Source organism: Microcoleus sp. C2D2 (genome assembly GCF_036702495.1).
GTDB lineage: Bacteria > Cyanobacteriota > Cyanobacteriia > Cyanobacteriales > Microcoleaceae > Microcoleus.
In genome coordinates this window covers 20,914-41,507 of the sequence record NZ_JAUBTO010000031.1, presented here as the reverse complement: position 1 = coordinate 41,507, position 20,594 = coordinate 20,914, and the positions used below count along the sequence as shown (strand labels likewise).

Genomic DNA, 20,594 nt, shown 5'->3' with positions numbered 1-20,594 from the left:
GGGAAACTCACACAAATCTGAAGCGCTAGGTCGCCGGTTCGAACCCGGCCAGTCCCGTCAAAAATCCACAAAAAGTAAAAGCAGGAGGGGAAAGCCTAAGTTTTGCCCCTCTGTTTTGCATATCGGCTAAGGAATTGGCTCCCAGACAAGTAGAGCAACTGCCTTGGCGGTTGCTATAAAATCTGAAATCGAAAATCTCAAATCACCCGTTTAAGCCCCACCACAAGCGTAGAGTCAATCTAAAATCTAAAATCTAAAATCTAAAATCTCTGATCCCCCGACCCTTTTTTAAATTTTAATTTTTAATTCCTGTTAGTGGGCTTTACGTGCGGTATTTTTTGTTATGGTTCCTTTGTCAGTTACATAAAATTTTTATAGGTTTAGATGTGGTTGAGAATCAATTTAAACACGCGGCGTTACAAGCGTTTGAAGACTTCACGCAGTTTTTGGTTCCTAGTAGGGCTTTTGATGGCCTGTTGGTTTGGCTATCAGCAGCTTAAGAGCGAATTTCAGAGACCCCAAGCTTTGTTAGTTCTAGGTGGGGCTATTGAGCGAGAGGTGTTTGCCGCCAAATTTGCTCTGACTCATCCTGAATTGCCGATTTGGGTGTCGTCAGGGAGCAATCCGGAGTTCGCGCAATGGGTATTTTCAGAAGCGGGAATTGAGTCCGATCGCGTCCACTTAGACTACAGAGCGGTGGATACGGTAACAAATTTTACTACGCTGGTAGATGAATTGAAAGCTCAAGGGATTGAGAGCGTGTATCTGATCACTTCTGACGATCATATGCGGCGAGCTCAGATTATCGGCGAAATCGTGCTCGGCAGTCGAGGCATTAGTTTTAAGCCTGTGGCAGTTCCGTCTGGGCGAACCCCCGAACCGATGGAAAAAGCTCTTCGCGACGGTGCTAGGGCTATTCTTTGGCTGACAACCGGTTATACAGGTGCTAACTTCACCCAAGCCAGAATTCAATAAACAAAGGGAAGGATTAAGCAAGTTTTAATTTTGTTCCCTTCCCTCAGGTTTTAAAAGTTGTCTCCTCTAGCGATTTAACGAACCGCGAAGATGCAGATGACAAATGCGTAATAGAAGAAAAGAGAAGAGAAGAGAATAGAATAGAAGGAGTAGTTTAAAATTAGTAGGTCAGGAACCTCAGCCTGAAGGCATGAGGCTTGAAAGAGAAATCTGACAAGCCGTTCTGACGGGCCATCGTCTTAATTGACTACGTTTTTTGAGTCACGACACCCTGGAATGCGTAGCTAGTTCCTTGCTCTGTCGCTGAAGGTTAAACAGTCTGGTATGTCACGCTCGGCAGTGCTTTGGGCCCCCGCAAGCTCACTAAACATTGGCGCGTGCTAACTTTACTCCGAAAGGAGATTGAGGCAACCATACCTCACGCCTTGGGGCAACCATACCCCTCCACCCGCAAAGGTTTTAACTCAATGTAAAGCCGTCCTAAAAGGACGAGGTTTCAACCCTCCACTACGCTCCGCCCATATTTCTGATGAACTTCAAGAGCTAAAGTTAATGACCGACCAAATTCTGCCGCAAGTTCTGGAGCAAATTTTGAGTGGCAGCAAGACTGCGGATGCTGTTTTTTCGGCTTTGGTGCCGGCTTTAGGCGAGGTGTTAAATTGCGATCGCGTCTTTCTCTACCTCCGCAATCCTGAAACCCAAAGGGGCCGAGTACCTTACTGCTGGCGTCGCAACTCAAACTATCCAGATGTTAGCGGCGCGGAATGGAAAAAAGAACCGGAATCTTTAGGGGAAGAAAACCCTTTGTTTGCAGCAGCTTTGCGAACTAAACCGTCGATTTTTGTTGAGGATGTTGCAACAGCGAATCCTGAAGTTGTCAACAAAGATTTTGAGGCAAAAGTGTTCGGACATCGAGCTTTGATTCACGCTCACCTTTGTTCTGACGACTTATTGTGGGGGGTTTTGCAGGCTTGTATTTTCGATCGCCCCAGAGTTTGGACTGACTTCGACCGCCAAGTTATCGCAGCAGTTACAGAAAAAATTTCCCCCTTAGCTGTTGCTTTTGTCACCGCCTCAGCATCAAAAGATCAGCGATAAAAATCAATAATTTACCTGTAGGGAGCAGGCGGGCAATTAATTGGTGTCAACTTAAGACTAAAACCACCTCTAGATCGGGGTTGTAGCCGAATCTCAATCCCCCTCGCCTCCCCCGGACGGGGGACGAAAGACCGTTTCCGGTTCCCCCTTTTTTTAGGTAGGGGGGATCGAGGCGCTAATTTTCACACAAAAAAAGTCGGGTACTAAATTTGAGCTGGTTAGTATCAGCAATGGTGGGGTGTCGCCGGCCCTACAGATAGAGCTGGTGCACAATTGCTGTTTAAAAAACGCCCCAATTTTGAATGCCCCGACTGCTGAAAATCCCTTGAGCCCGACTAATATCATCCTCAGTGCCATCTACTACCACCAAATAATCGCCCGCCTGCAGGCGATCCGTGTAAGTTCTAGCTGTTTCTTCGGGAATTCCCAAGTCAGTCAAGGCCTTCACCACTCCACCGAAAGCCGCAGCCGCGACGCCAGTGCTTGCTACGCCAGCCACCAGTGAGGCGCCGAAAGTCCCCGCTGCAATAATCGGCCCGATTCCGGGAATAGCTAAACTTCCCAGACCGACTAGCAGGGTGGCTAAAGAAGCATTTGTCAGAGTTTCTCCTACCACTCCCGCTCCTGTATCTAGATTTTTATCGCCCACTTGAGCGATCGTTTCAGTCTCGCCTACAGCCTTGCCTGCATCCCTAGCAACAACCGAAACTTTATCCATTGGAAACCCGGAAGATTTCAATTCTGTCAGAGCGTGCTCGGCATCTTTGCGGTTAGAAAACAATCCGAACGCGCGGGTTTGATTGCTTGTTACCATATCTTTCTTCTTATCTCCTGTCAAATTCCACTCAAATTCAAGCCTAATTATTGCGCTTGTTTTCAATCACTTATATTAATATTTTTCGATCTTTATCTTCAGCATTCATCTATCTGTAGATATAACATGAAAAACAGCAACAAAAGTTATAAAATCAGCGACCCAAATCGTGCATGGCATTAATCTCGGTTGCACATCTTTGAGTAAGCGCTTCCAACTCCTCGCGGTCCGATGAACCGGGCGCTTCAATTAGCTTGCCAATTCGCACCGTCAGCGGCACGGGACGCGGCACTGCCGAACCTTTGGACGAAATGGCGTGAGTTCCCCACAAACTAACAGGTAACAGCGGTGCTTTAGCCTTAGCAGCTATCAGCGCAGCACCTAATTTCGGTTCAGTAATTCTGCCGTCTGGCGTGCGAGTTCCCTGCAAAAATACACCCGTCGCCCATCCATTTTCCAAAGAGTTGATAGCCGAGCGAATTGCACTGCGATCGGCACTTTCCCGTTTGACAGGATAAGCGCCGTACAGCGTAATTGCCTGCTTCAAAATAGGAACTTTAAATAACTCTTCCTTCGCCATAAATGCGACGGGCCGCCTCATGCAATTAGACAAAATCGGCGGGTCAAAATCGCTGGCGTGATTGCTGACTACCACCAGCGGCCCTTCTGTCGGAACATTTTCAGCACCGTAGATGCGGCCGCGAAAGTAAAGGTGCAGCATCGGGCTGACAATTGACCACTTGAATAAATAGTAGAGAAGTAAACTTTCGACTGGTTCGCGACTTTTGCTCACAGAAAACCTGAGATTTTAAATTACATCGAATATTAGCCTATCAGTTCAGCAATGACAAATGAATAGTATTTTGAGCTTTGTAGGGTGCTTGTGGCGCACCATTGGTGTCAACTTAAGGAAAAAGTTGCCTGCAGTTGGAAACCGCGCCTACACAAACAAAACCCACCTAGGTGGGTTAAAGAAGAAGTCCGCCTGCGCGGACGCAAGCTTGTGTAGCGCTATACTTCAGTCTGGCGAATTCTTTGCAAAGGCTCAATTTTCGGCAAGCATTGCTTTTTGTCCTTCTGAAGAAGTTGCGTAACCCAAGAAATCCTTAACTGTTTGGCTAGGAGGGTTTTTGTAGGCGTAGTACAACTGCCGCTGGTAAGGATAGTTACCAGCATCCGGCGTCGCACCGTTGACGGCAACAACGCGCACCGTTTTCTGATTGACTACTTGAGCGAAAGTCGCATAGCCAATACCGTTGTTGCCTAAAGCTTGCAGCAGGGGCGTTGTCGCATCTCGATCGAGCTTAGTGATATTCGGCCCCGTGCCAAAATTAGCGCCAGAGAGCACTTGTTCTTTAAACGTTTGGTGAGTGCCGCTAACTTCGGGTCGATTTATCACTTTAATCGGACCCGCCGGGCCGCCGACTTTCGACCAGTCTTGAGCATTTCCCTGGAAGATATCTTGAACTTGAGCGGAAGTTAAACCTCCTTTAAACGGGTTGTTAATGCCGACTACGAGGGCGATCGTATCTAAGGCAACGGGCACAGCAGCCAAACCCTGACCTTGTTCTTGAGCCGTCAAAGGTCGCGATATCGCTGCAATATCTGCTGTTCCCGCCGCCAAATTCTGAATTCCTTTGTCAGAACCGTTCGCTTTGGTATCGACTGTCGTGCCGGAAAACTTGCCTTGAAAGCCGTTCTTGAGGTTCTGATTGATTGTCACCATGCTGGTGGAACCGTCAATTCTCACCGCCGTGCCCACAGGTACGAAAGCTGGAGGCGCAAAGGTACTAGCGGCAACAGGCGAAGCACCGCCACCTGCTGGCGCGGTCGGCAGGGGCGAAGCACCGCCTGCGGGTGTGGGAGTGGGTGTATTATTATCATCCGGGGGCGCTGGTTTGTTGAGAAAAAAGAACCAACCGCCACCGGCGAGCAACAGAAATAACAGAATAAAAACTATGGGGGGAGGCCCGCTCTTAGCCATAAAATTCTCCTTAGTTGGGAAGTTCTTTGTTGTTGGAGCCGTCTAACATTTCCAGCCTGCGATTAACTTCATCGTCTAAGGTCATATTTTCTAATTCTGCCTGAAGTTTTTCTTGGGGATTCTCCGATATTTCTGCTAAAGCTTGCTGTTTGAGGTGGTGGCCGTGGACGGCATTTTTGGCTTGCTCAAACTGCGATCGAGCTGAATCGATACTGAGGTCGTTGTTGACTTTGGATATGGCTCGGAGGGCTTCGTTAATCTCGGCCAGATCTTTCATATTTTGCATATCGGTTTTGTAGGCTTCCAGCTTCATCCGTTCTCGATTTAGCTTGTCTTGGGAAGCGTTGACGAGCTGTTCGGCTTGTTTTACTTTGGATTCATACTGTGGCAGAATTTCTTCTGTCTGAATTAGTTTGGACATTGCCAAGCGGGCTGCTTCTTCGTTGCCGTTGCGCTTGGCTGTGATGACTTGGCGATCTAGGGTTTGCATTTCCCTAACTTTTTTTTCATATGTCGTTTTGGCGCCCTGGTAGGCTGCAACTTGGGTGGAGACTGCTGCTGCTAGCTTTTGCACTGATTCTTGCATCGATCGCAGCGACTCTTCGGCTACCGCCACCGCCACCGGGCCGCCGGATTCTACGGGCAGTCCCCACATCCAGTTCCAGGCACCTACTATGGTTCTGCCTGCCTTGTCGCCCATCAACCAGTAAAGGACTTTTTTCATATAAAACACTCGGTAAGCTTGGTTTTTACGCCTAGTTTACATCAGGATTTGTCGATCGCCCCCTCAGGTCGATCGATATCTACATTTTTAATAAATATTTTCTAAATGTCTCGATCGTCTATCCCCAAGTTGCCCAACAGGCAATATTCGGATTTGCCTGTTGTGCGATTCGTTTTTGGGCAATCTTCGGGCCAATTAACTCTAAATTTTAGAGCCTGCCGTGTAATAACAGGCTAAAAATATATTAAGCGGGTAAATCTGCAAAACTGCTAACATTTACCAGCGCTAAATCCGGACAAGTCCGTTTGATCAAACCTGTGAGAACTTTGCCCGGGCCAATTTCCACTACGCGATCGATTCCTTGTTGTGGCAATTGCAGAGAAATTTCTCGCCACCGCACGCCTTTGGTCATCTGCTGAGCCAACCGCTGCTTTAAAGTGGCTGCGCTGGTAGTGGCTGACGGTTCTGCGTTCGAGAGCACCAGCATTTTAGCATCGGAAAACCTTGCAGACTTTAACGCTAGTTGAAACTCTGCCGCCACTGATGCCATCAGGGGAGAGTGAAACGCACCAGAAACATTCAATTTAACGGCGCGTTTGACTTTGATTTTGGCAAGCAAATCTTCTACTGCAGCAGGGGTTCCAGAAATCACGACTTGTGCTTCGCTGTTGTCGTTTGCCAGCACCACGTCTCGGCTGTATTGAATTTGCAGTTCTAGTTCCTGCCTGTCGAACCCGAGCAAAGCCACCATTTGGCCGCCAGAGGCAGAGTCCATGAGTTCAGCGCGGCGTTTGACTAAGCGCAATCCGGTTTCAAAGTCAAAGACGCCTGCTGCGTAGAGGGCAACGTATTCTCCTAAACTGTGACCCGCAACCACTGCTGGCCGATCGCTTTTTTCTCGCACTAAGTCGGTCAAAATACTTTCTACTACGAACAAGCAAGGCTGAGTGTAGAGAGTCCGAGATAGTTTTGCTTCTTCTTTTTGGCAAACTTCCGGGACAGACCAGCCTAAAATTTCTTTAGCGAGCTCAAATTTGGCTTTAGCTGTTGGCAAGTTTAATAAGTCTGCACCCATCCCGATCGCCTGGGAACCTTGTCCGGGAAATACCCATGCTGTTTTAGTCATTTTTCCGGTAATCTGCTAATTGGTGGTTGCTAATTGGTGATTGCAAAAATTCTTTGTTTCCCGCTTCTTTCCTTCGCTCGCTGGTATCCGCTATCTTTCGGTTAACGAACTATCTACTGGCGACTCACAATTATAACCTATAACTGCGATTTTTACCAGGTTTATTTTTTTTGCTACTTTAATCAGATTAATAGCCGTAGCACAATGTTCAACCTTCAAGCCGGGGAAAGTCGATCGAAGAATAGAGGATTTTCAATCTCAGGGCGGGCTTGTCAAGAACTCCTGTGCCGAGGGAGTACGGCTGCGCCCCTTGCCCTATGTATGGCTTGTTAAAGGATTTGTATTATGCAACGGTCGCACTCCCGACAATCATTAGCCAAAGTTTAAAGCCGCCAAACATTATACCAGTTCCCAAAAAGAATGAAACTGCTTTACCAGCTCCAAACCCATAGTTCCTCAGTAATTCCCAATCGAAAATCGAAAATCGAAAATCGAAAATGGTATTACCTTCCCCATTTAAAAATCGCCGCCCCCCAAGTCAAACCTGCACCGAAACCAGCCGCAGCAATAGTATCGCCCGTTTTCACTTTACCCTGACGCACGGCTTCGTCTAAGGCAAGGGGAATTGAAGCCGCTGAGGTATTGCCGTAATTTGCCAAATTGCTGATTACTTTTTCGGGGGGAATGTTTAGCCTTTGAGCCACTGCATCGAGAATCCGCTGATTGGCTTGGTGCAACAGCAGCCAGTCAATTTCTGACTCGCTGACATTTGCCCGAAACATAGCTTTTTCTATGACTTCCGGCACTTTTCTCACGGCAAAGCGATAGATTTCTTGACCATTCATTGTGATGGGATGAAATCCGCCAACTCCGATGCTGACGCCCTCAATTAATTCTTTTGACTCGGCTTTGTAAGCCAAATTGAGAGACGAATTTTGCGTACCGTCGCTGCGAATTTCAAATCCCAAAAAGGAATCGACTTCTGAAGCTTGCAATACCACGGCACCTGCACCGTCTCCAAATAGAATGCAAGTACCCCGATCCGACCAATTCACCCAGCGAGACAAAATATCTGCTCCGATCAGCAAAACATTTTGATAAACCCCTGTCCGAATGAACTGCGAGGCTGTAACTAAACCAAAAATAAAGCCCGAACAAGCTGCTGTCAAATCAAAAGCCACTGCTTTTGTGGCGCCCAACTGATATTGAATTTTACTGGCAGTGCCAAACAAATCGTCAGGACTTGAGGTCGCCAAAATAATCAAATCGATATCTGTGGGCAAAATTTCTGCCATGGCGATTGCCTGAAGCGACGCGGACGACGCTAAATCGCACAAAGAAGTGCGAGCGTCCGCCAGCCTGCGGGAGCGAATGCCCGTCCGCGCCCCAATCCACTCGTCATTCGTTTCTACTATCTGACTCAAACCGTTATTATCAAGCGAAACCTGCGGTGTACAAGAGCCGCTACCCGTGACGGCAATGCCGAACCCTGATTGCTGCAACATTCCTCTCCATTTACTCGCTGTTCGATCGAGAAATTAAAAATTAAAAACTACCAATTAAAATTATTTTTTAAACTGCTGAAATTACTTTTTTTTAAGCAAAACCGCTTGTTTAAGCTGACATTTTAATTTAACATTTTTAATTTTTAATTTCTACTTACTGCCTTTAATTCACAGCTTCTTGTTCCAGAGCGCTTTGGCGATTGGACGATCGAATTCGCTCCAGCACTTGGTTGTCAATAGCCTCCTTCGCCAAACGAATGGCATTAAAAATTGACGCAGCTTGAGACGAACCGTGGCTGATAATGCAAACTCCAGCAACGCCCAACAGCAAACCGCCGCCGTGTTCAACGTGGTCTACCCGCTGCTTGAACCCCTTGAGGCTTTCTTGCAGGAGGGGAGCGCTAATTTGATTTTTGAGTCCCGCAGCCAATTCTTCCTTAAGCACTTGCACCACGACTTCGCCCACTGCTTCGGCAAACTTCAACAACACGTTGCCGACAAACCCGTCGCAGACAATTACGTCGAACTTCCCAGACAGCACGTCGCGGCCTTCGGCATTGCCCACAAAAGGAATGTTCGGGTTGTCCACCAATAACTGGTGGGTTCGCACCGCTGCGTCGTTGCCTTTAGAAGGTTCTTCGCCAATGTTGAGCAGGCCGATTTTAGGTTCGGCGACGCCCAGCACACATTGGCTGTAAATAGTTCCCATAAGAGCGAACTGCTCCAAAAATTTGGGGCGACAGTCCACATTAGCGCCGACATCGAGAATGAGTACAGAGCTGCCCGGTATCATTGTCGGCAAAACCGCACCGATCGCAGGGCGATCGATTCCGGCGAGCCTCCCCAACCTCAGCAGGGCAGCAGCCATTGCCGCGCCGGAGTGACCCGCGGACACCACAGCATCAGCTTGCTGCTGCTTTACCAAGTTCATCGCTACGTTAATCGAAGCGTTGGGCTTGCGTTTGAGGGCACTTAAAGGTTCTTCGTGCATTTCCACCGCTCCTTCTGAAGGAACGATTTCTAGCTGACCTGTAGAGACGCGGCCGATCGCGTCTTGTTGCCGGAGCGAGTCTTCTATTTGCTGCGGGTCGCCCACGAGCAAAATCTCTACGCCTAATTCTTCTTGTGCCTTAAGCGCTCCAGCTACAACTTCGGCGGGGGCGTGATCCCCACCCATAGCGTCTATCGCAATTCTTGCGCGTGTCGATCCCATTGACCAATGTTTGAGAAACACTAAAAATTCTACCAGGAAGTCAGGAGCGTGAATCCATTCGTCTGAATAAAGAACTAAAATCCGCTCGCGCCCCATCGGACAATTGTCATAAGACCTCACGGGATGTGGGTTCCGAGTGTCGCTCGCTCGGGCGATCCGCTGGGAAAACGATCGGCGGTTTCAACCGTAAGAGAGCATTACACGGGGATTGTTTGATTCGGTGAAATGAATGTAATGTACTTTCACTCCTGACAATTACCGACTCAAACCTTGCAATCGGCGATCGCATAATGTTTTGCTTTTTATAGCCTCCCTTAGGGGGTAATGTTAGCTTGCGCCTTAGTTTACGGTCGGTAATATATTTAGGACACTGACTTAACCCAATAAATCTGTTTAATCCTAAATTTCGCGATTCAAGGAACTAGCCGATCGTCCCTTGGTAGGTTTTTAAACTCTTGCCGTTAACCTAGTACGCAGGGTACGCAAGTCTGGTCAAGTGTGGTTTAACTCAAAGGCCAAAAGCCAAGCGTGTCTTTAGACCTGGGTCGTTGACTTCCGACTACTCTGATAGAGCTTGTTTTGTCACTACTTTACTATTTTTGACTGCAAATTGAAAAAATCAATGAAATACTTTACATGACCGCAAGCACTTTAGTCCGGGACCCCCGGATTCATCCGTGGAGCGAGAAAAAAGCTCCCCATCCTTATCACAAGCCTCCGGATTTATCAGTGGGAGCGCTTTCTTCAATCTAAAATCTAAAATCTAAAATCTAAAATCGATTGACTTTAGGAGCAAAAAATGCTGGATTTATTTAGCTCAGGGATCGTGTCTCTGTGGCTGGACATGGCTGGGGTAGGCAGTGCCGCGCCTAATGCTGCGTCTGTGCTGGCTTGGCGGGGAGGGATACCCGGGTTAGTGGTGGCCGAAGATTTGGCTTTTGGGGGAATAGATGCGGCAAATCCAGACTTGCCCGCAGCAGCGGCGGTGCGGGAATATTTAAAAGAGTTGAAAGACAAGAACCTGATTGACGGCAATCAGGGAATTTGGGTGCAAGCGGGAATGGTGCCGCTGGTAAGTCAGCAGGGGACAGTGCTGATGCCTGGGGCTTCGCTGACTAAGATTGCGACTTCTCTGGCGTCGCTTACGACTTGGGGCGCGGATTATCAGTTTGAAACGCGGTTCCGAGGAACGGGGCCCATTAGCAATGGTGTATTGCAGGGAGATTTGGTGGTCAGCGGCGGGGGCGATCCGCTGTTTGTGTGGGAGGAGGCGATCGCCGTGGGCAATGCTCTGCATCAAATGGGTATAAATCGTGTGGCGGGAAATTTGGTGGTGACAGGCAATTTCCGCATGAATTACCAGTCCGATCCTGTGGTTGCCGGGGAGATACTGCGGCAGGCCCTCGATGGGAGCAGTTGGCCTCGGGACGTGCTGGCAATGTATTCTAAGATGGCTCCGGGAACTAGAAAGCCGCAAGTAACCGTCGCCGGCAGCGTGATTGCTGAGAAATTTGTGAGTTCGGGGCGTTTGCTGCTGAAGCGCCGATCGCTCCCTTTAGCCGAAATTCTCAAGCAGATGAACGTCCACAGCGATAATGAAATGGCTCAGATGCTGGCAGACGATTTGGGCGGGGCAAAGATAGTGCAGCAGCAAGCGACTTGGGCTGCAGGGGTGCCGGAGGAGGAACTTCAATTAGTTAACGGTTCGGGATTGGGAGTGGAAAATCAAATGTCTCCGAGGGCGGCTTGTGGGATGATGCAGGCGATCGCCCGCAACCTTCAGACTACTGGGCTGACAGTTGCTGACTTGTTTCCGGTGTCCGGGCGCGACCGAGGAACTTTGGAACACCGACACATTCCGCGATCGGCTGTGGTGAAAACTGGTACTTTGGACACCGTAATTGCTTTGGCTGGAGCGATCCCCACTCGCGATCGGGGTTTAGTGTGGTTTGCAATTATTAATCGCGGCACTGATTGGGACTCGTTGAGAGAACAGCAAGATATATTTTTGCAAAAATTGGTGAAGCAGTGGGGAACAGCATCGATTTTGCCAGTAGCAATTACACCGCACATTGACGGCGCCAGACCTGCCTTAGGGGCAGCAAATCGCAGTGATATTTTGCTGGGAGGTTAAGAAATAGGGGTTGAGTTGGGGTTCGCACAAAGACAGACGACCTAAAGGCAGTTTACACGACTTTAACAGACATAATGGACATATCGGACATCATTAAATAAAATAAAAAGTGTTCTTCCAGAAGAATGCCATGCCGTATGTCACACCAAGAGAAGCAGCTAAGGCTTTGGGAGTTAACCCCAGAACCCTTGCCCGATGGTCAGAAGATGGCCTCATCAAGACCATCAAAACCGAGGCAGGACAAAGACGTTACGATATCGCCGAATATCTCAAACAAAAATCCGGTACAACTGAGCTTGCTCGACCTTCTACAGTTTTGTACGCCAGAGTCTCAACATCCAGCCAAAGAGACGATCTCAAAAGACAAACTGAGGCACTTACTACAAGTTACCCAGGCTCAGAAGTCATCACAGAAATTGGATCGGGACTCAATTTTAGGCGGCGAAAGCTTAACACCATTCTGGAACGAATTATCAGCGGCGATATCCAATGTCTTGTCGTTGCCCACAAAGACAGACTTGCCCGATTTGGCTTCGACCTAATCGAATGGTTGTGTGAAAAATTCGATTGTAAACTCGTGGTTCTCTACCAGCAAAAATACAGTCCACAGGCAGAACTCGTGCAAGATATGTTGTCAGTCATCCACTGTTTCAGCTCAAGGGTTTACGGACTCCGTAAGTACGAAAAACAACTCAGGCAAGACTCGGAAATACAAAAGCAAAAAACGACACTCACAGAAATTGACAGCGAAGTTAGCGCCGAACTCTGTGAAAAAAATTCGGGTTTATCCTGATAGCAAGTTAAACTCAATCTGGCGACATTGGTTAGCCGGTTGTCGCTTTGTTTACAACCGCTGCATAGAGGTTTTAAAAAATGGTTTTCACGGTAGTAGCTATGACTTAGAAGCCCAAACCCTCTCTGATTTACCAGATTGATTGGTTGAAAAGAGTACCGAGACACCCCAAAGCTAACGCGGTACAAGATGCTTGCGATGCTTGGAAGCAAGCGAAATCCACCAAAGGTGACGCAAGATTTCGCAATTGTCGCCAATCAGTAGCCACCATTAAATTCAAAAATGGCAATTACACCAAAGGCACTTGGTTCCCTCAACTAACCTTCATGGTGCGGCTTTGAATCTTCACAACTACTGCCAGACTCAAGCAGGTATGGCACCCAGTTAGTGCGAGACAGGCGACGTTGGGACGGCGGTGATTCCCGAGCATATTTCCACAGAAACAACTACCCAGAATAAGGTAATTGCGATCGATCCTGGGGTGCGAACATTTTTAACTGGTTACGACGGAGAAACGGTTTTAGAGATGGGCAAGGGAGACATAGAGCGAATCGTGAGATTATGCTTTCACCTTGACAAATTAATTAGCCGTGCCTACCAAAAACAAGTTAGGACTAAGCAACGCCGTTCTTTATTTCGTGCTGCTGATAAAATCAGGATCGATATCCGCAATGAGAGTCGATGAACTTCATCGCCAAACTGTTAGTTACTTAGTCCGTCATTACAAGGTGGTGTTTATTCCCACGTTTGAAACATCATCCATGGTTTTGAGAGCAAAAAGGCGGATTAATACTAAATCTGTACGATCCATGTTAACTTGGAGCCATTACAGATTTAAGCAGTTACTAATAGCTCTGGCTAAACGTTCCGGCGTCTTAATCGTAGAAACGTTCCGAGGCTTACACGTCTAAAACCTGTGGCAAGTGCGGTCACGTTCACGCCAGATTGGGTGGCAACAAAATCTTTAAATGTCCTGAGTGCGGTTATACTGCCGACCGGGATGCAAACGGTGCTTTTGGTATCATGCTAAAAGCTTTGGCGGATACGCCCTTCACCCTTGCGGGTGATGCGATCGAGGTATTTTCAGGTGTCGGAGAAATCCAAAATGTCTGAAATGTATCGCGTAAATGTACCACATAATAGCTTAGAATCGAAACACGACTATTCTGCAAGAAGATGATCAAACTGCGACTCAAGAGATACGGGAAAAAACGCGAGACAAGCTACCGGATTGTAGCGATGAACAGTTCTACCCGCCGCGACGGCCGTCCCCTAGAAGAGCTCGGCTATTACAACCCCAGAAATAACGAAACCAGGCTGGATGTTCCAGCGATTGTCAAGCGCCTGCAAGAAGGCGCTCAGCCAACTGACACCGTGCGTGACATCCTCAGAAAAGCCCATGTATTTGAACAAGTCGGAGCCGGAGCCAACGTTGAATCCAGCACAACAGCAGTCAGCTAGTCCCAACTACGCTGGACTGGTTAAGTTTTTAATTGGGCCTTTTTTAGAGACCCCATGCTCTTTGCGGGTTGATTGCGAACTGCACCCGCGCCAATCGCGGGTCTGGGTTAGGCTCGCTTTTGAAGATCCCGACAAAGGCCGGGTTTACGGTAGGGGCGGACGCAATATTCAGGCAATTAGAACTACCCTCGAAGCGGTGGCGCAGACGGCGGGTCAGTCGCTCTACTTAGATATATACGATGGCGAAGCGGGCGATCGTGCCTCGGGGCCGCCCAGGGGCGATCGCGATCGCCCGGATCGCGGCTCGCGCGAGCCGCGAGGCGACTTCCGACCCCGGATGCCACCTCCGTCGCCGAGTCCCTTAGCTAGCAGAACTCCGAGAGAACAACCTCGCCGTACTAACACACCTACGTTTAGAACGAGCAGAAATACTCCCGGTTATTAACTGCAGAGCCCAAAAACAATTTTAGATTTTAGATTGCCTGTTGTAGACTTTGTATTACAAGCCCCGCTTGATTTGAGATTGCCGGTTTTGCGATCGGACACAAATGTAAAATTTTAAATCTCAAATGTCACCGGGATGAGGTACATCTAAAATCTAAAATCTAAGATCTAAAATCTAAAGTTGCCTGACTTGATTGAAAGGAGATTTGATTTGTATCTCAAGCACCAAACTCATTTGGGAGCTAAATCTAAAAGACGCCTTAGATACTAGGTAAAATCTAGTAAGGGGCGTTTTTTTGTTCGCAAAAAGTGACTGATTTAACTGTTAATTGTTAACTTTTAATTGCTTATTTGGAGGAGCTTATGTTGGCATGATTGAAAAATTAACAATAGAGTTGCCGAACACTCAAAGCGCGATGTCGCTCTCGGGCAATCAAGAAGAAAACCTGAAAATTATCTCTAAGCAAACCGGCGCTAACCTGGTAATGCGAGGGCAAGAACTGCTGATTTCCGGCACAAAAAGTCAAGTAGAATTGTGTCATAAATTAGTGCGATCGCTCTCCGACTATTGGAAATCCGGCAAAAATATTACCGGAATTGAAATCCAGACGGCGCGCCAAGCGTTGGATAGCAACCGCCAAGGCGATTTACAAGACTTGCAGCGAGACGTTCTCGCCAAAACCCGCCGGGGCGAAGAAATTAGAGCCAAAACCTTCAAGCAGCGGCAATACGTCCAAGCAGTACGCACGCACGACCTGACATTTTGCATTGGCCCCGCTGGTACTGGCAAAACATTTCTAGCAGCTATTTTCGCCGTGCAAGCGCTGTTGAGCAAGCAGTACGAACGGCTGATTTTAACAAGGCCAGCCGTGGAAGCTGGCGAAAAATTAGGGTTTTTGCCGGGAGATTTGCAGCAAAAAGTCGATCCCTATTTGCGCCCGCTTTACGACGCCCTGCAAGAAATGATCGACCCTGAAAAGATGGCCGATTTAATGGAAAGAGGCTTGATCGAAGTAGCTCCTTTAGCTTATATGCGGGGGCGCACTCTCAGCAATGCTTTCGTAATTTTGGACGAAGCTCAAAATACGACGCCGGCTCAAATGAAAATGGTGTTGACTCGTCTCGGCTTTCGATCGAGAATGGTAGTGACGGGCGATCTCACTCAAACAGATTTGCCACCAAACCAACTGTCGGGATTGTCAGTTGCCCAAAACATTCTGCGCAACGTTGAGGGCATTGCTTTCTGCGAATTTTCTCAGGCGGATGTGGTGCGACACCCGCTAGTGCAGCGGATTGTCGCTGCTTACGAACTGCACGAAAAATAGTCCTTAGTCCTTAGTCATTAGTCATTAGTTGTTGGTTGTTAGTTATTGTTGTTTTTAATTACCAATTACCAATTACCAATGCCCAATGCCCAATGCCCAATGCCCAATGCCCAATGCCCAAATTAAATTATGCCTAATCTGAAAGAATTCTTGGAAGCTTGCGAACAATTGGGAACGCTGCGTTTAATCGTGACTAGCAGCGCGGCTGTGCTGGAAGTTCGCGGTTCAATTCACAAGCTGTTTTATGCGGAGTTGCCCAAGGGTAAATATGCCAATATGCACGCCGATATATTTGAGTTTCACTTGAATATGGACAAAATTAAACAGGTGAAGTTTGAAACTGGCGAGGCGAAAAGAGGTAATTTTACTACTTATGCAATCCGTTTTCTGGACGAACAAAATGAGGCTGCTTTGAGCGCGTTTTTGCAGTGGGGAAAACCGGGGGAATACGAACCGGGACAGGTGGAAAATTGGCACCAATTGCAGGAGAAATACGGGGAGGTTTGGGAACCTGCACCTGTTGAGGCGCTTTAAAACATAGGCTTTTTTACCTTGAAATTGCATATTGGGGGCGGGATATCCTGCCCAACCCCTACTCCCCACAAGAATAAGATTGATTTTTGTGTTAGAGGGAGGATGCCTGTTTCTGAGAAGGGTATAAAATATGATGTTTAACTCGTTTGTTGTCTAATTTTTGAATTAATGAACCGCAGAGGGCGCAGAGAACGCAGAGAAGAGAGAAAGAAGAGAAAGAGAGACAGAAGGTTAGTTGTTTGTATGTAATTGGGTATGAAGGTATTTTGGAGTTTTTGTTTGGTTTTGCTGGTGTTGCTGTGGGATGGCGGTGCGAGGGCGGGGGTTTTGGGCGATCGCCTATCGAGTTTTCCCAATTGGGAAAGCAAGCCTCCTATCGCTGTCGCTAAGGGAGATTTGGTATATCCCGACTGGATGGCCGGCAATTGGAATGTTGCGAGCACTTTGGTGGATTTAGCCGCTCCTTTAGCGCCAAATATTGTGACGCCTGGGTTTGAAAGCAACCGCCAGTATTTGCAGCAGCCAGTATTATTTAAAGTGCGATTTCAACCGGAAAAAAATATTGGTTTTATTTATAATTATACATCTAAAAAAGCTACAAAGATTGTAGCCGATCGCACTTTTAACGGTTTGAATATTGCCAAGGCTTATTTAGGCGATGGTGGCGTACTTTCGGTGAAAGTCGATCCGACCAATCCCAACCGCCAAATTACTGTTTTGAAAGGGGAACGCCAATTAATTTCGATTGTTACCAGTCGGGGAACTGAGACGCCGAATCCTCGCGAGTTTGTGTCTACAGAGATTTCTCAGCAGGTGTTTCGGGGAGAGTCTGATATTTATTTAAACGAGGTGGAAACAACAACGGCTTATCGAGTTGTTGGAGGCGGAGAAAATGGCGATTCTGCGAGTAAAAGAATTGAGGCGGATCAGGTGACAGCGATTTATTTGTCGCCGCAAGACCCGGATTATTTTGCTGCTGGGGGGCATCCTGTGGCTTTGTACCGATATCGGTTGGAGTTATTGCCGGGAGAATAAGCTAAGAAGAACGACAAAAATTAGTGAGATAGTTATAGAATTCGCGAAATAACGGACATTTTTTCTGGACTTCATTTGGAGCGATTTCTCTCAAGAGCAAAGGAGTATGTAATCCTTTAGAAAAGCGTGCTTTATCGCGATCGACTTCATCTTGAACACTTGACTCAATTAAATATTCTGATAGTTTTTCTCGACAGCAATCTCTTTGAGAATCATATTCACTAAATGATTCGGGATTTTCAAAAGAAACTTTTCTTTGTGTACTCAGCCACCAACGCATCCGTTCATGTCGGCCTCGAAAATCTGAATTTTTAGCTATTGAATTATTCCAATCAGCAATAATCCAAGCTTCGATTTCCGGCGCGGCAAACCCAACAAAATTTTTGATGTCAGCACATTCTGGTATAGTTGATATCTCTGACAATATTTTTGATTTTTGTGTCTCAGAATCGCGACAATCCAAATCGTCAAAAACTAAAATCAGGTCGCATTTATTTGGTTCTGCTTTTAAGGCGAGTGGTAATTCTTGCTTTATTTGCTCGATTAAGCTTTGACCTGTTCTTCCATAACTACCTGCTTTATTAGCTTTAGGGCCGGGTTTTTGACGAACTGGTGTTTTTCGTTCAAATCTACAGCCCGGAAAAGTTTTTTCTAAAAAAGGAAAGAATCCTCTAACCTCAGCCTCACCGCCACCAGAGAAAACCCACACTACCACGGCCATCCTCCAATACTTGGATCGCCAACACGGTATAAGTCGCCCAATTCCCAACCCTCTTCAAGTTTTGGCTCCAGCATTGTTTTTGAAAGAGATTTGACTGAGAAATGGGTTCTATTTTCGGAATAAAAACAAAGAACTTTCTCTAAACAATCGGTAAAGTGATCTAAAAGATCGGGGCTATGCGTGGTAATAATTATCTGAGTTTTTGTCGCAGCTTTTTTAATCCACTCAGCTAAAACTGGCATCCACGATACGTGCAATCCTAATTCTGGTTCATCAATGACTATCAAAGAAGGAAGAAGTGGAGAATGTAATATAGTTGCCCAACAAAGCATCCTCACAGTTCCATCTGACATTTCATTAAGGTAAAATGGTTCTTCTTTGATACCTTCAAAAAACCATTCTACAGTGAGAGATAGGCGACCAGAAGGTAAAGCTCTAAGGCGACGAGTTTTTGGCAGGATTGACTTCATTGCCTCGTTAATGCTATCTTCAAAATTGAGAGATTTTTGGTTTAAATTGTACAATACTAAAGGCAGATTATCTCCCGAAGCAGATAGGTAAATATCACTGCCACCTATTTTAGGTTCTACGGTTCTAATTAAACTCAAGTTCATGTTGTTGGCATTATAAAATTGCCATTTTGAAATAAATTCAATTAATTCTCTTCTAATTTTGTAAATCGGTGTATTTTCAGGAGGCGATTGACTATTTTCAAGTAGTGTCGGAATTGTCAATAAACCCAAAGAATTTGTAGGAATGTTATCTAAAGTTTCAAAATGAGTTGGCTCTTGACCGGGAAAATTGTAAACAGATAAAACTCCTTGCCCTAATTCTCTGTTATGGAATTTATAGTAATAGAAAGGTTGCCTGCTGCAAGTTTCCTGCAAATCTTCTCCGCCATATAGATATTCTTCAGAGATGCTCGCCCTTACTTTTTCTCGATCGGTATAAAGTTTGAAATCAAGAATTGCGCTGTCTTTTTGAAGATTACCACTTTGGTTAATTTGCGAAAAACAGTAGGCCATACTGACCTTTGCCGGACTTTCAACATTGACATCTAAGATTTTATCACCGCCAAATTTAGAAATAGCATCCTCAAAACTACTCACGCCGCGATTTTCATCGGGAATAGCTATTAGGCAATCTTTTAAAAATTTTAAACAACTGATGAAATTGCTTTTGCCTGAACCGTTTGAGCCGATAAATATATTAAGGTTGTTTAAATTTACAGATGGATCTAACTGTAGATTTTTATAATTCTTGGTTGTCAGAAATCGAATAATTGGTTGATTCATACGATCGCTCCGGTTATACTTCAGAAAGTTAGGGCAGGCAAGATGCCTACCCTACAAAGGTAAAAAAATATTTTTTTACCTTTTAACTCTCGATTTTGGATTAGCCGTTACTTAACAAACTTCTTGAATGCCAGAGTCACGTTGTGGCCGCCAAATCCAAAAGAATTCGACAGCGCCACATCAACTTTTAGATCGCGGCTTGTATGAGGAACATAGTCTAAATCGCACTCGGGATCGGGATTTTCCAGATTAATTGTCGGCGGGATTTTGTCATTGGCGATCGCCATTACCGTCGCCACCGCTTCAATTCCCCCAGAACCGCCCAAAAGATGACCGGTCATTGACTTAGTAGAACTAATTGCTACTTTGTAAGCGTGGTCTCCCAAGATCCGCTTAATCGCCTTGGTTTCCGTAGAATCGTTGGGAAGCGTGCTCGTGCCGTGAGCGTTGATATAGGTCACTCGATCCGGCGTCAAACCCGCATCCTTGAGCGCTAAAGCGATCGCCCGCGACGCACCGTCCCCCCCCGGTACCGGAGAAGTCATGTGATACGCATCGCAAGTTAAACCGTAGCCGACGATTTCTGCGTAAATCTTCGCGCCACGCGCCAGAGCGTATTCCATTTCTTCTAGCATGAGAATGCCAGCACCTTCGCCGACGACAAAACCATCACGATCGCGATCGAACGGACGAGAAGCATGAGTCGGGTCATCGTTGCGAGTCGAAAGCGCCCTCGCCGCAGCAAAACCCGCCACGCACAAAGGTGTCACCGCAGCTTCGGTACCGCCGCAAATCATGGCTTGCGCGTAACCCCCCTGAACTAGGCGAAACGCATCGCCCACGGCATTCGACCCGGCAGCGCAGGCCGTCACGGGGCAAGAGTTCGGTCCCTTAGCGCCCGTGTGAATCGCCGTCAGACCCGCGGCCATATTCGCAATCATCATGGGAATCATAAACGGGCTGCATCGATCGGGGCCGCGAGTCAGATAGATCTCTTGCTGGTCTTCCAAAACCTTCAGCCCGCCAATGCCAGTGCCAAGAATGACACCCACCTGTTCTGCGTTCAGGTCGTTAATCTCAAATTTCGCATCAGCAACAGCTTGTTTGCTCGCTGACACCCCAAATTGAGCAAAGCGATCCATCCGCTTTGCTTCCTTGCGCTCTAAATAGTCGTGTGGGTCGTAACCCTTCACCTCTCCGGCAAAGCGGCAGTCGTGCCGCGACGGGTCGAATAAGGTGATCGGGCCTATACCATTCTTCCCGGCAAGCAACCCGTCCCAATACTCGGACAAGGTATTGCCGATCGGTGTAATCGCGCCGAGACCCGTTATAACAACGCGCTTACGCTCTAAATTTGTCATGATTTCAGTTTCAAAAAATTAAACACCCAGAACGCAGAACAAAAGAGGAGTT

The 20,594-nt window shown here is 47.0% G+C and carries 22 protein-coding genes; 12 read left to right on the top strand and 10 right to left on the bottom strand.

Features of this window, described 5'->3' with window-relative positions; translation table 11 throughout:
- Nucleotides 1–384: 384 nt before the first annotated feature.
- Nucleotides 385–975, top strand: a complete 591-nt coding sequence (locus QUB61_RS12850; protein ID WP_333126142.1) for a YdcF family protein — start codon at nt 385–387, stop codon at nt 973–975.
- Nucleotides 976–1,527: 552 nt separating this feature from the next.
- Entirely contained in the window at nt 1,528–2,073 is a 546-nt protein-coding gene (locus QUB61_RS12845; RefSeq protein ID WP_333126145.1) for a GAF domain-containing protein, read from the top strand.
- A gap of 280 nt (nt 2,074–2,353) precedes the next feature.
- Here QUB61_RS12845 and QUB61_RS12840 read toward each other — a convergent pair whose 3' ends face one another.
- The 7 genes from QUB61_RS12840 to plsX all read right to left on the bottom strand — a co-directional run bounded on the left by QUB61_RS12840 (nt 2,354) and on the right by plsX (nt 9,439).
- Nucleotides 2,354–2,887: a hypothetical protein gene (locus tag QUB61_RS12840; protein ID WP_333126148.1), complete on the bottom strand. Its 534-nt coding sequence runs from the start codon at nt 2,885–2,887 to the stop codon at nt 2,354–2,356.
- 154 nt (nt 2,888–3,041) lie between these two features.
- The gene (locus tag QUB61_RS12835; protein ID WP_333126150.1) at nt 3,042–3,680 is read right to left on the bottom strand and encodes a lysophospholipid acyltransferase family protein; all 639 of its coding nucleotides are present in this window, start codon (nt 3,678–3,680) and stop codon (nt 3,042–3,044) included.
- A 252-nt stretch (nt 3,681–3,932) separates the two neighbouring features.
- The gene (locus QUB61_RS12830) at nt 3,933–4,871 is read right to left on the bottom strand and encodes a substrate-binding domain-containing protein (RefSeq protein WP_333126154.1); all 939 of its coding nucleotides are present in this window, start codon (nt 4,869–4,871) and stop codon (nt 3,933–3,935) included.
- A gap of 10 nt (nt 4,872–4,881) precedes the next feature.
- Nucleotides 4,882–5,595, bottom strand: a complete 714-nt coding sequence (locus tag QUB61_RS12825) for a PspA/IM30 family protein (RefSeq protein WP_333126158.1) — start codon at nt 5,593–5,595, stop codon at nt 4,882–4,884.
- Nucleotides 5,596–5,839: 244 nt separating this feature from the next.
- Entirely contained in the window at nt 5,840–6,721 is an 882-nt protein-coding gene (fabD, locus tag QUB61_RS12820; RefSeq protein ID WP_333126161.1) for an ACP S-malonyltransferase, read from the bottom strand.
- 503 nt (nt 6,722–7,224) lie between these two features.
- Nucleotides 7,225–8,226 carry a beta-ketoacyl-ACP synthase III gene (locus tag QUB61_RS12815; RefSeq protein WP_333126164.1) on the bottom strand — a complete coding sequence of 334 codons (1,002 nt, stop codon included), beginning with the start codon at nt 8,224–8,226 and terminating at the stop codon, nt 7,225–7,227.
- Nucleotides 8,227–8,389: 163 nt separating this feature from the next.
- Nucleotides 8,390–9,439 carry a phosphate acyltransferase PlsX gene (plsX, locus tag QUB61_RS12810; RefSeq protein ID WP_333126221.1) on the bottom strand — a complete coding sequence of 350 codons (1,050 nt, stop codon included), beginning with the start codon at nt 9,437–9,439 and terminating at the stop codon, nt 8,390–8,392.
- Between the two features lie 799 nt (nt 9,440–10,238).
- Between plsX and QUB61_RS12805 the strand changes: the two genes are divergently transcribed.
- The 10 genes from QUB61_RS12805 to QUB61_RS12760 all read left to right on the top strand — a co-directional run bounded on the left by QUB61_RS12805 (nt 10,239) and on the right by QUB61_RS12760 (nt 17,165).
- Entirely contained in the window at nt 10,239–11,573 is a 1,335-nt protein-coding gene (locus tag QUB61_RS12805) for a D-alanyl-D-alanine carboxypeptidase (RefSeq protein ID WP_333126167.1), read from the top strand.
- A gap of 130 nt (nt 11,574–11,703) precedes the next feature.
- A complete protein-coding gene (locus tag QUB61_RS12800; RefSeq protein ID WP_333126170.1) occupies nt 11,704–12,366 on the top strand; it encodes an IS607 family transposase in 663 nt (220 codons plus the stop codon).
- Between the two features lie 146 nt (nt 12,367–12,512).
- Nucleotides 12,513–12,707, top strand: a complete 195-nt coding sequence (locus tag QUB61_RS12795; protein WP_333126173.1) for a hypothetical protein — start codon at nt 12,513–12,515, stop codon at nt 12,705–12,707.
- Nucleotides 12,708–12,781: 74 nt separating this feature from the next.
- Complete coding sequence (locus tag QUB61_RS12790) at nt 12,782–13,051, top strand: hypothetical protein (RefSeq protein WP_333126175.1); 270 nt, start codon at nt 12,782–12,784, stop codon at nt 13,049–13,051.
- A gap of 260 nt (nt 13,052–13,311) precedes the next feature.
- Nucleotides 13,312–13,479 carry a zinc ribbon domain-containing protein gene (locus tag QUB61_RS12785; RefSeq protein ID WP_333126178.1) on the top strand — a complete coding sequence of 56 codons (168 nt, stop codon included), beginning with the start codon at nt 13,312–13,314 and terminating at the stop codon, nt 13,477–13,479.
- A 63-nt stretch (nt 13,480–13,542) separates the two neighbouring features.
- Entirely contained in the window at nt 13,543–13,827 is a 285-nt protein-coding gene (gene rpsP, locus QUB61_RS12780) for a 30S ribosomal protein S16 (RefSeq protein ID WP_172186097.1), read from the top strand.
- Nucleotides 13,799–14,272 (top strand): KH domain-containing protein, encoded by a 474-nt coding sequence (locus tag QUB61_RS12775; RefSeq protein ID WP_333126181.1) that lies wholly within the window; start codon nt 13,799–13,801, stop codon nt 14,270–14,272. The genes rpsP and QUB61_RS12775 overlap by 29 nt, the downstream gene beginning before the upstream one ends.
- A gap of 370 nt (nt 14,273–14,642) precedes the next feature.
- Nucleotides 14,643–15,596 (top strand): PhoH family protein, encoded by a 954-nt coding sequence (locus QUB61_RS12770; RefSeq protein WP_333126184.1) that lies wholly within the window; start codon nt 14,643–14,645, stop codon nt 15,594–15,596.
- A 129-nt stretch (nt 15,597–15,725) separates the two neighbouring features.
- Nucleotides 15,726–16,130, top strand: a complete 405-nt coding sequence (locus tag QUB61_RS12765) for a ChuX/HutX family heme-like substrate-binding protein (protein WP_333126186.1) — start codon at nt 15,726–15,728, stop codon at nt 16,128–16,130.
- Between the two features lie 255 nt (nt 16,131–16,385).
- A complete protein-coding gene (locus QUB61_RS12760) occupies nt 16,386–17,165 on the top strand; it encodes a DUF6816 family protein (RefSeq protein ID WP_333126189.1) in 780 nt (259 codons plus the stop codon).
- A 1-nt stretch (nt 17,166) separates the two neighbouring features.
- Here QUB61_RS12760 and QUB61_RS12755 read toward each other — a convergent pair whose 3' ends face one another.
- The 3 genes from QUB61_RS12755 to fabF all read right to left on the bottom strand — a co-directional run bounded on the left by QUB61_RS12755 (nt 17,167) and on the right by fabF (nt 20,542).
- Nucleotides 17,167–17,886, bottom strand: a complete 720-nt coding sequence (locus tag QUB61_RS12755; RefSeq protein WP_333126193.1) for a DUF4276 family protein — start codon at nt 17,884–17,886, stop codon at nt 17,167–17,169.
- Nucleotides 17,874–19,181, bottom strand: a complete 1,308-nt coding sequence (locus QUB61_RS12750) for an AAA family ATPase (RefSeq protein WP_333126196.1) — start codon at nt 19,179–19,181, stop codon at nt 17,874–17,876. Before QUB61_RS12750 ends, QUB61_RS12755 begins: the two co-directional genes overlap by 13 nt.
- 107 nt (nt 19,182–19,288) lie before the next feature.
- Entirely contained in the window at nt 19,289–20,542 is a 1,254-nt protein-coding gene (gene fabF, locus QUB61_RS12745; protein WP_333126198.1) for a beta-ketoacyl-ACP synthase II, read from the bottom strand.
- Nucleotides 20,543–20,594: the final 52 nt, after the last annotated feature.

What these genes read in the sequence shown, in the direction of transcription:
- fabD (WP_333126161.1), bottom strand. Translation starts at nt 6,721, where the DNA reads ATGACTAAAACAGCATGGGTATTTCCCGGACAAGGTTCCCAGGCGATC.
- QUB61_RS12825 (WP_333126158.1), bottom strand. Translation starts at nt 5,595, where the DNA reads ATGAAAAAAGTCCTTTACTGGTTGATGGGCGACAAGGCAGGCAGAACC.
- QUB61_RS12815 (WP_333126164.1), bottom strand. Translation starts at nt 8,226, where the DNA reads ATGTTGCAGCAATCAGGGTTCGGCATTGCCGTCACGGGTAGCGGCTCT.
- fabF (WP_333126198.1), bottom strand. Translation starts at nt 20,542, where the DNA reads ATGACAAATTTAGAGCGTAAGCGCGTTGTTATAACGGGTCTCGGCGCG.
- QUB61_RS12850 (WP_333126142.1), top strand. Translation starts at nt 385, where the DNA reads ATGTGGTTGAGAATCAATTTAAACACGCGGCGTTACAAGCGTTTGAAG.
- QUB61_RS12805 (WP_333126167.1), top strand. Translation starts at nt 10,239, where the DNA reads ATGCTGGATTTATTTAGCTCAGGGATCGTGTCTCTGTGGCTGGACATG.
- QUB61_RS12800 (WP_333126170.1), top strand. Translation starts at nt 11,704, where the DNA reads ATGCCGTATGTCACACCAAGAGAAGCAGCTAAGGCTTTGGGAGTTAAC.
- QUB61_RS12830 (WP_333126154.1), bottom strand. Translation starts at nt 4,871, where the DNA reads ATGGCTAAGAGCGGGCCTCCCCCCATAGTTTTTATTCTGTTATTTCTG.
- QUB61_RS12750 (WP_333126196.1), bottom strand. Translation starts at nt 19,181, where the DNA reads ATGAATCAACCAATTATTCGATTTCTGACAACCAAGAATTATAAAAAT.
- QUB61_RS12845 (WP_333126145.1), top strand. Translation starts at nt 1,528, where the DNA reads ATGACCGACCAAATTCTGCCGCAAGTTCTGGAGCAAATTTTGAGTGGC.
- QUB61_RS12840 (WP_333126148.1), bottom strand. Translation starts at nt 2,887, where the DNA reads ATGGTAACAAGCAATCAAACCCGCGCGTTCGGATTGTTTTCTAACCGC.
- QUB61_RS12770 (WP_333126184.1), top strand. Translation starts at nt 14,643, where the DNA reads ATGATTGAAAAATTAACAATAGAGTTGCCGAACACTCAAAGCGCGATG.
- plsX (WP_333126221.1), bottom strand. Translation starts at nt 9,439, where the DNA reads ATGGGATCGACACGCGCAAGAATTGCGATAGACGCTATGGGTGGGGAT.
- QUB61_RS12765 (WP_333126186.1), top strand. Translation starts at nt 15,726, where the DNA reads ATGCCTAATCTGAAAGAATTCTTGGAAGCTTGCGAACAATTGGGAACG.
- QUB61_RS12755 (WP_333126193.1), bottom strand. Translation starts at nt 17,886, where the DNA reads ATGGCCGTGGTAGTGTGGGTTTTCTCTGGTGGCGGTGAGGCTGAGGTT.
- QUB61_RS12760 (WP_333126189.1), top strand. Translation starts at nt 16,386, where the DNA reads ATGAAGGTATTTTGGAGTTTTTGTTTGGTTTTGCTGGTGTTGCTGTGG.
- rpsP (WP_172186097.1), top strand. Translation starts at nt 13,543, where the DNA reads ATGATCAAACTGCGACTCAAGAGATACGGGAAAAAACGCGAGACAAGC.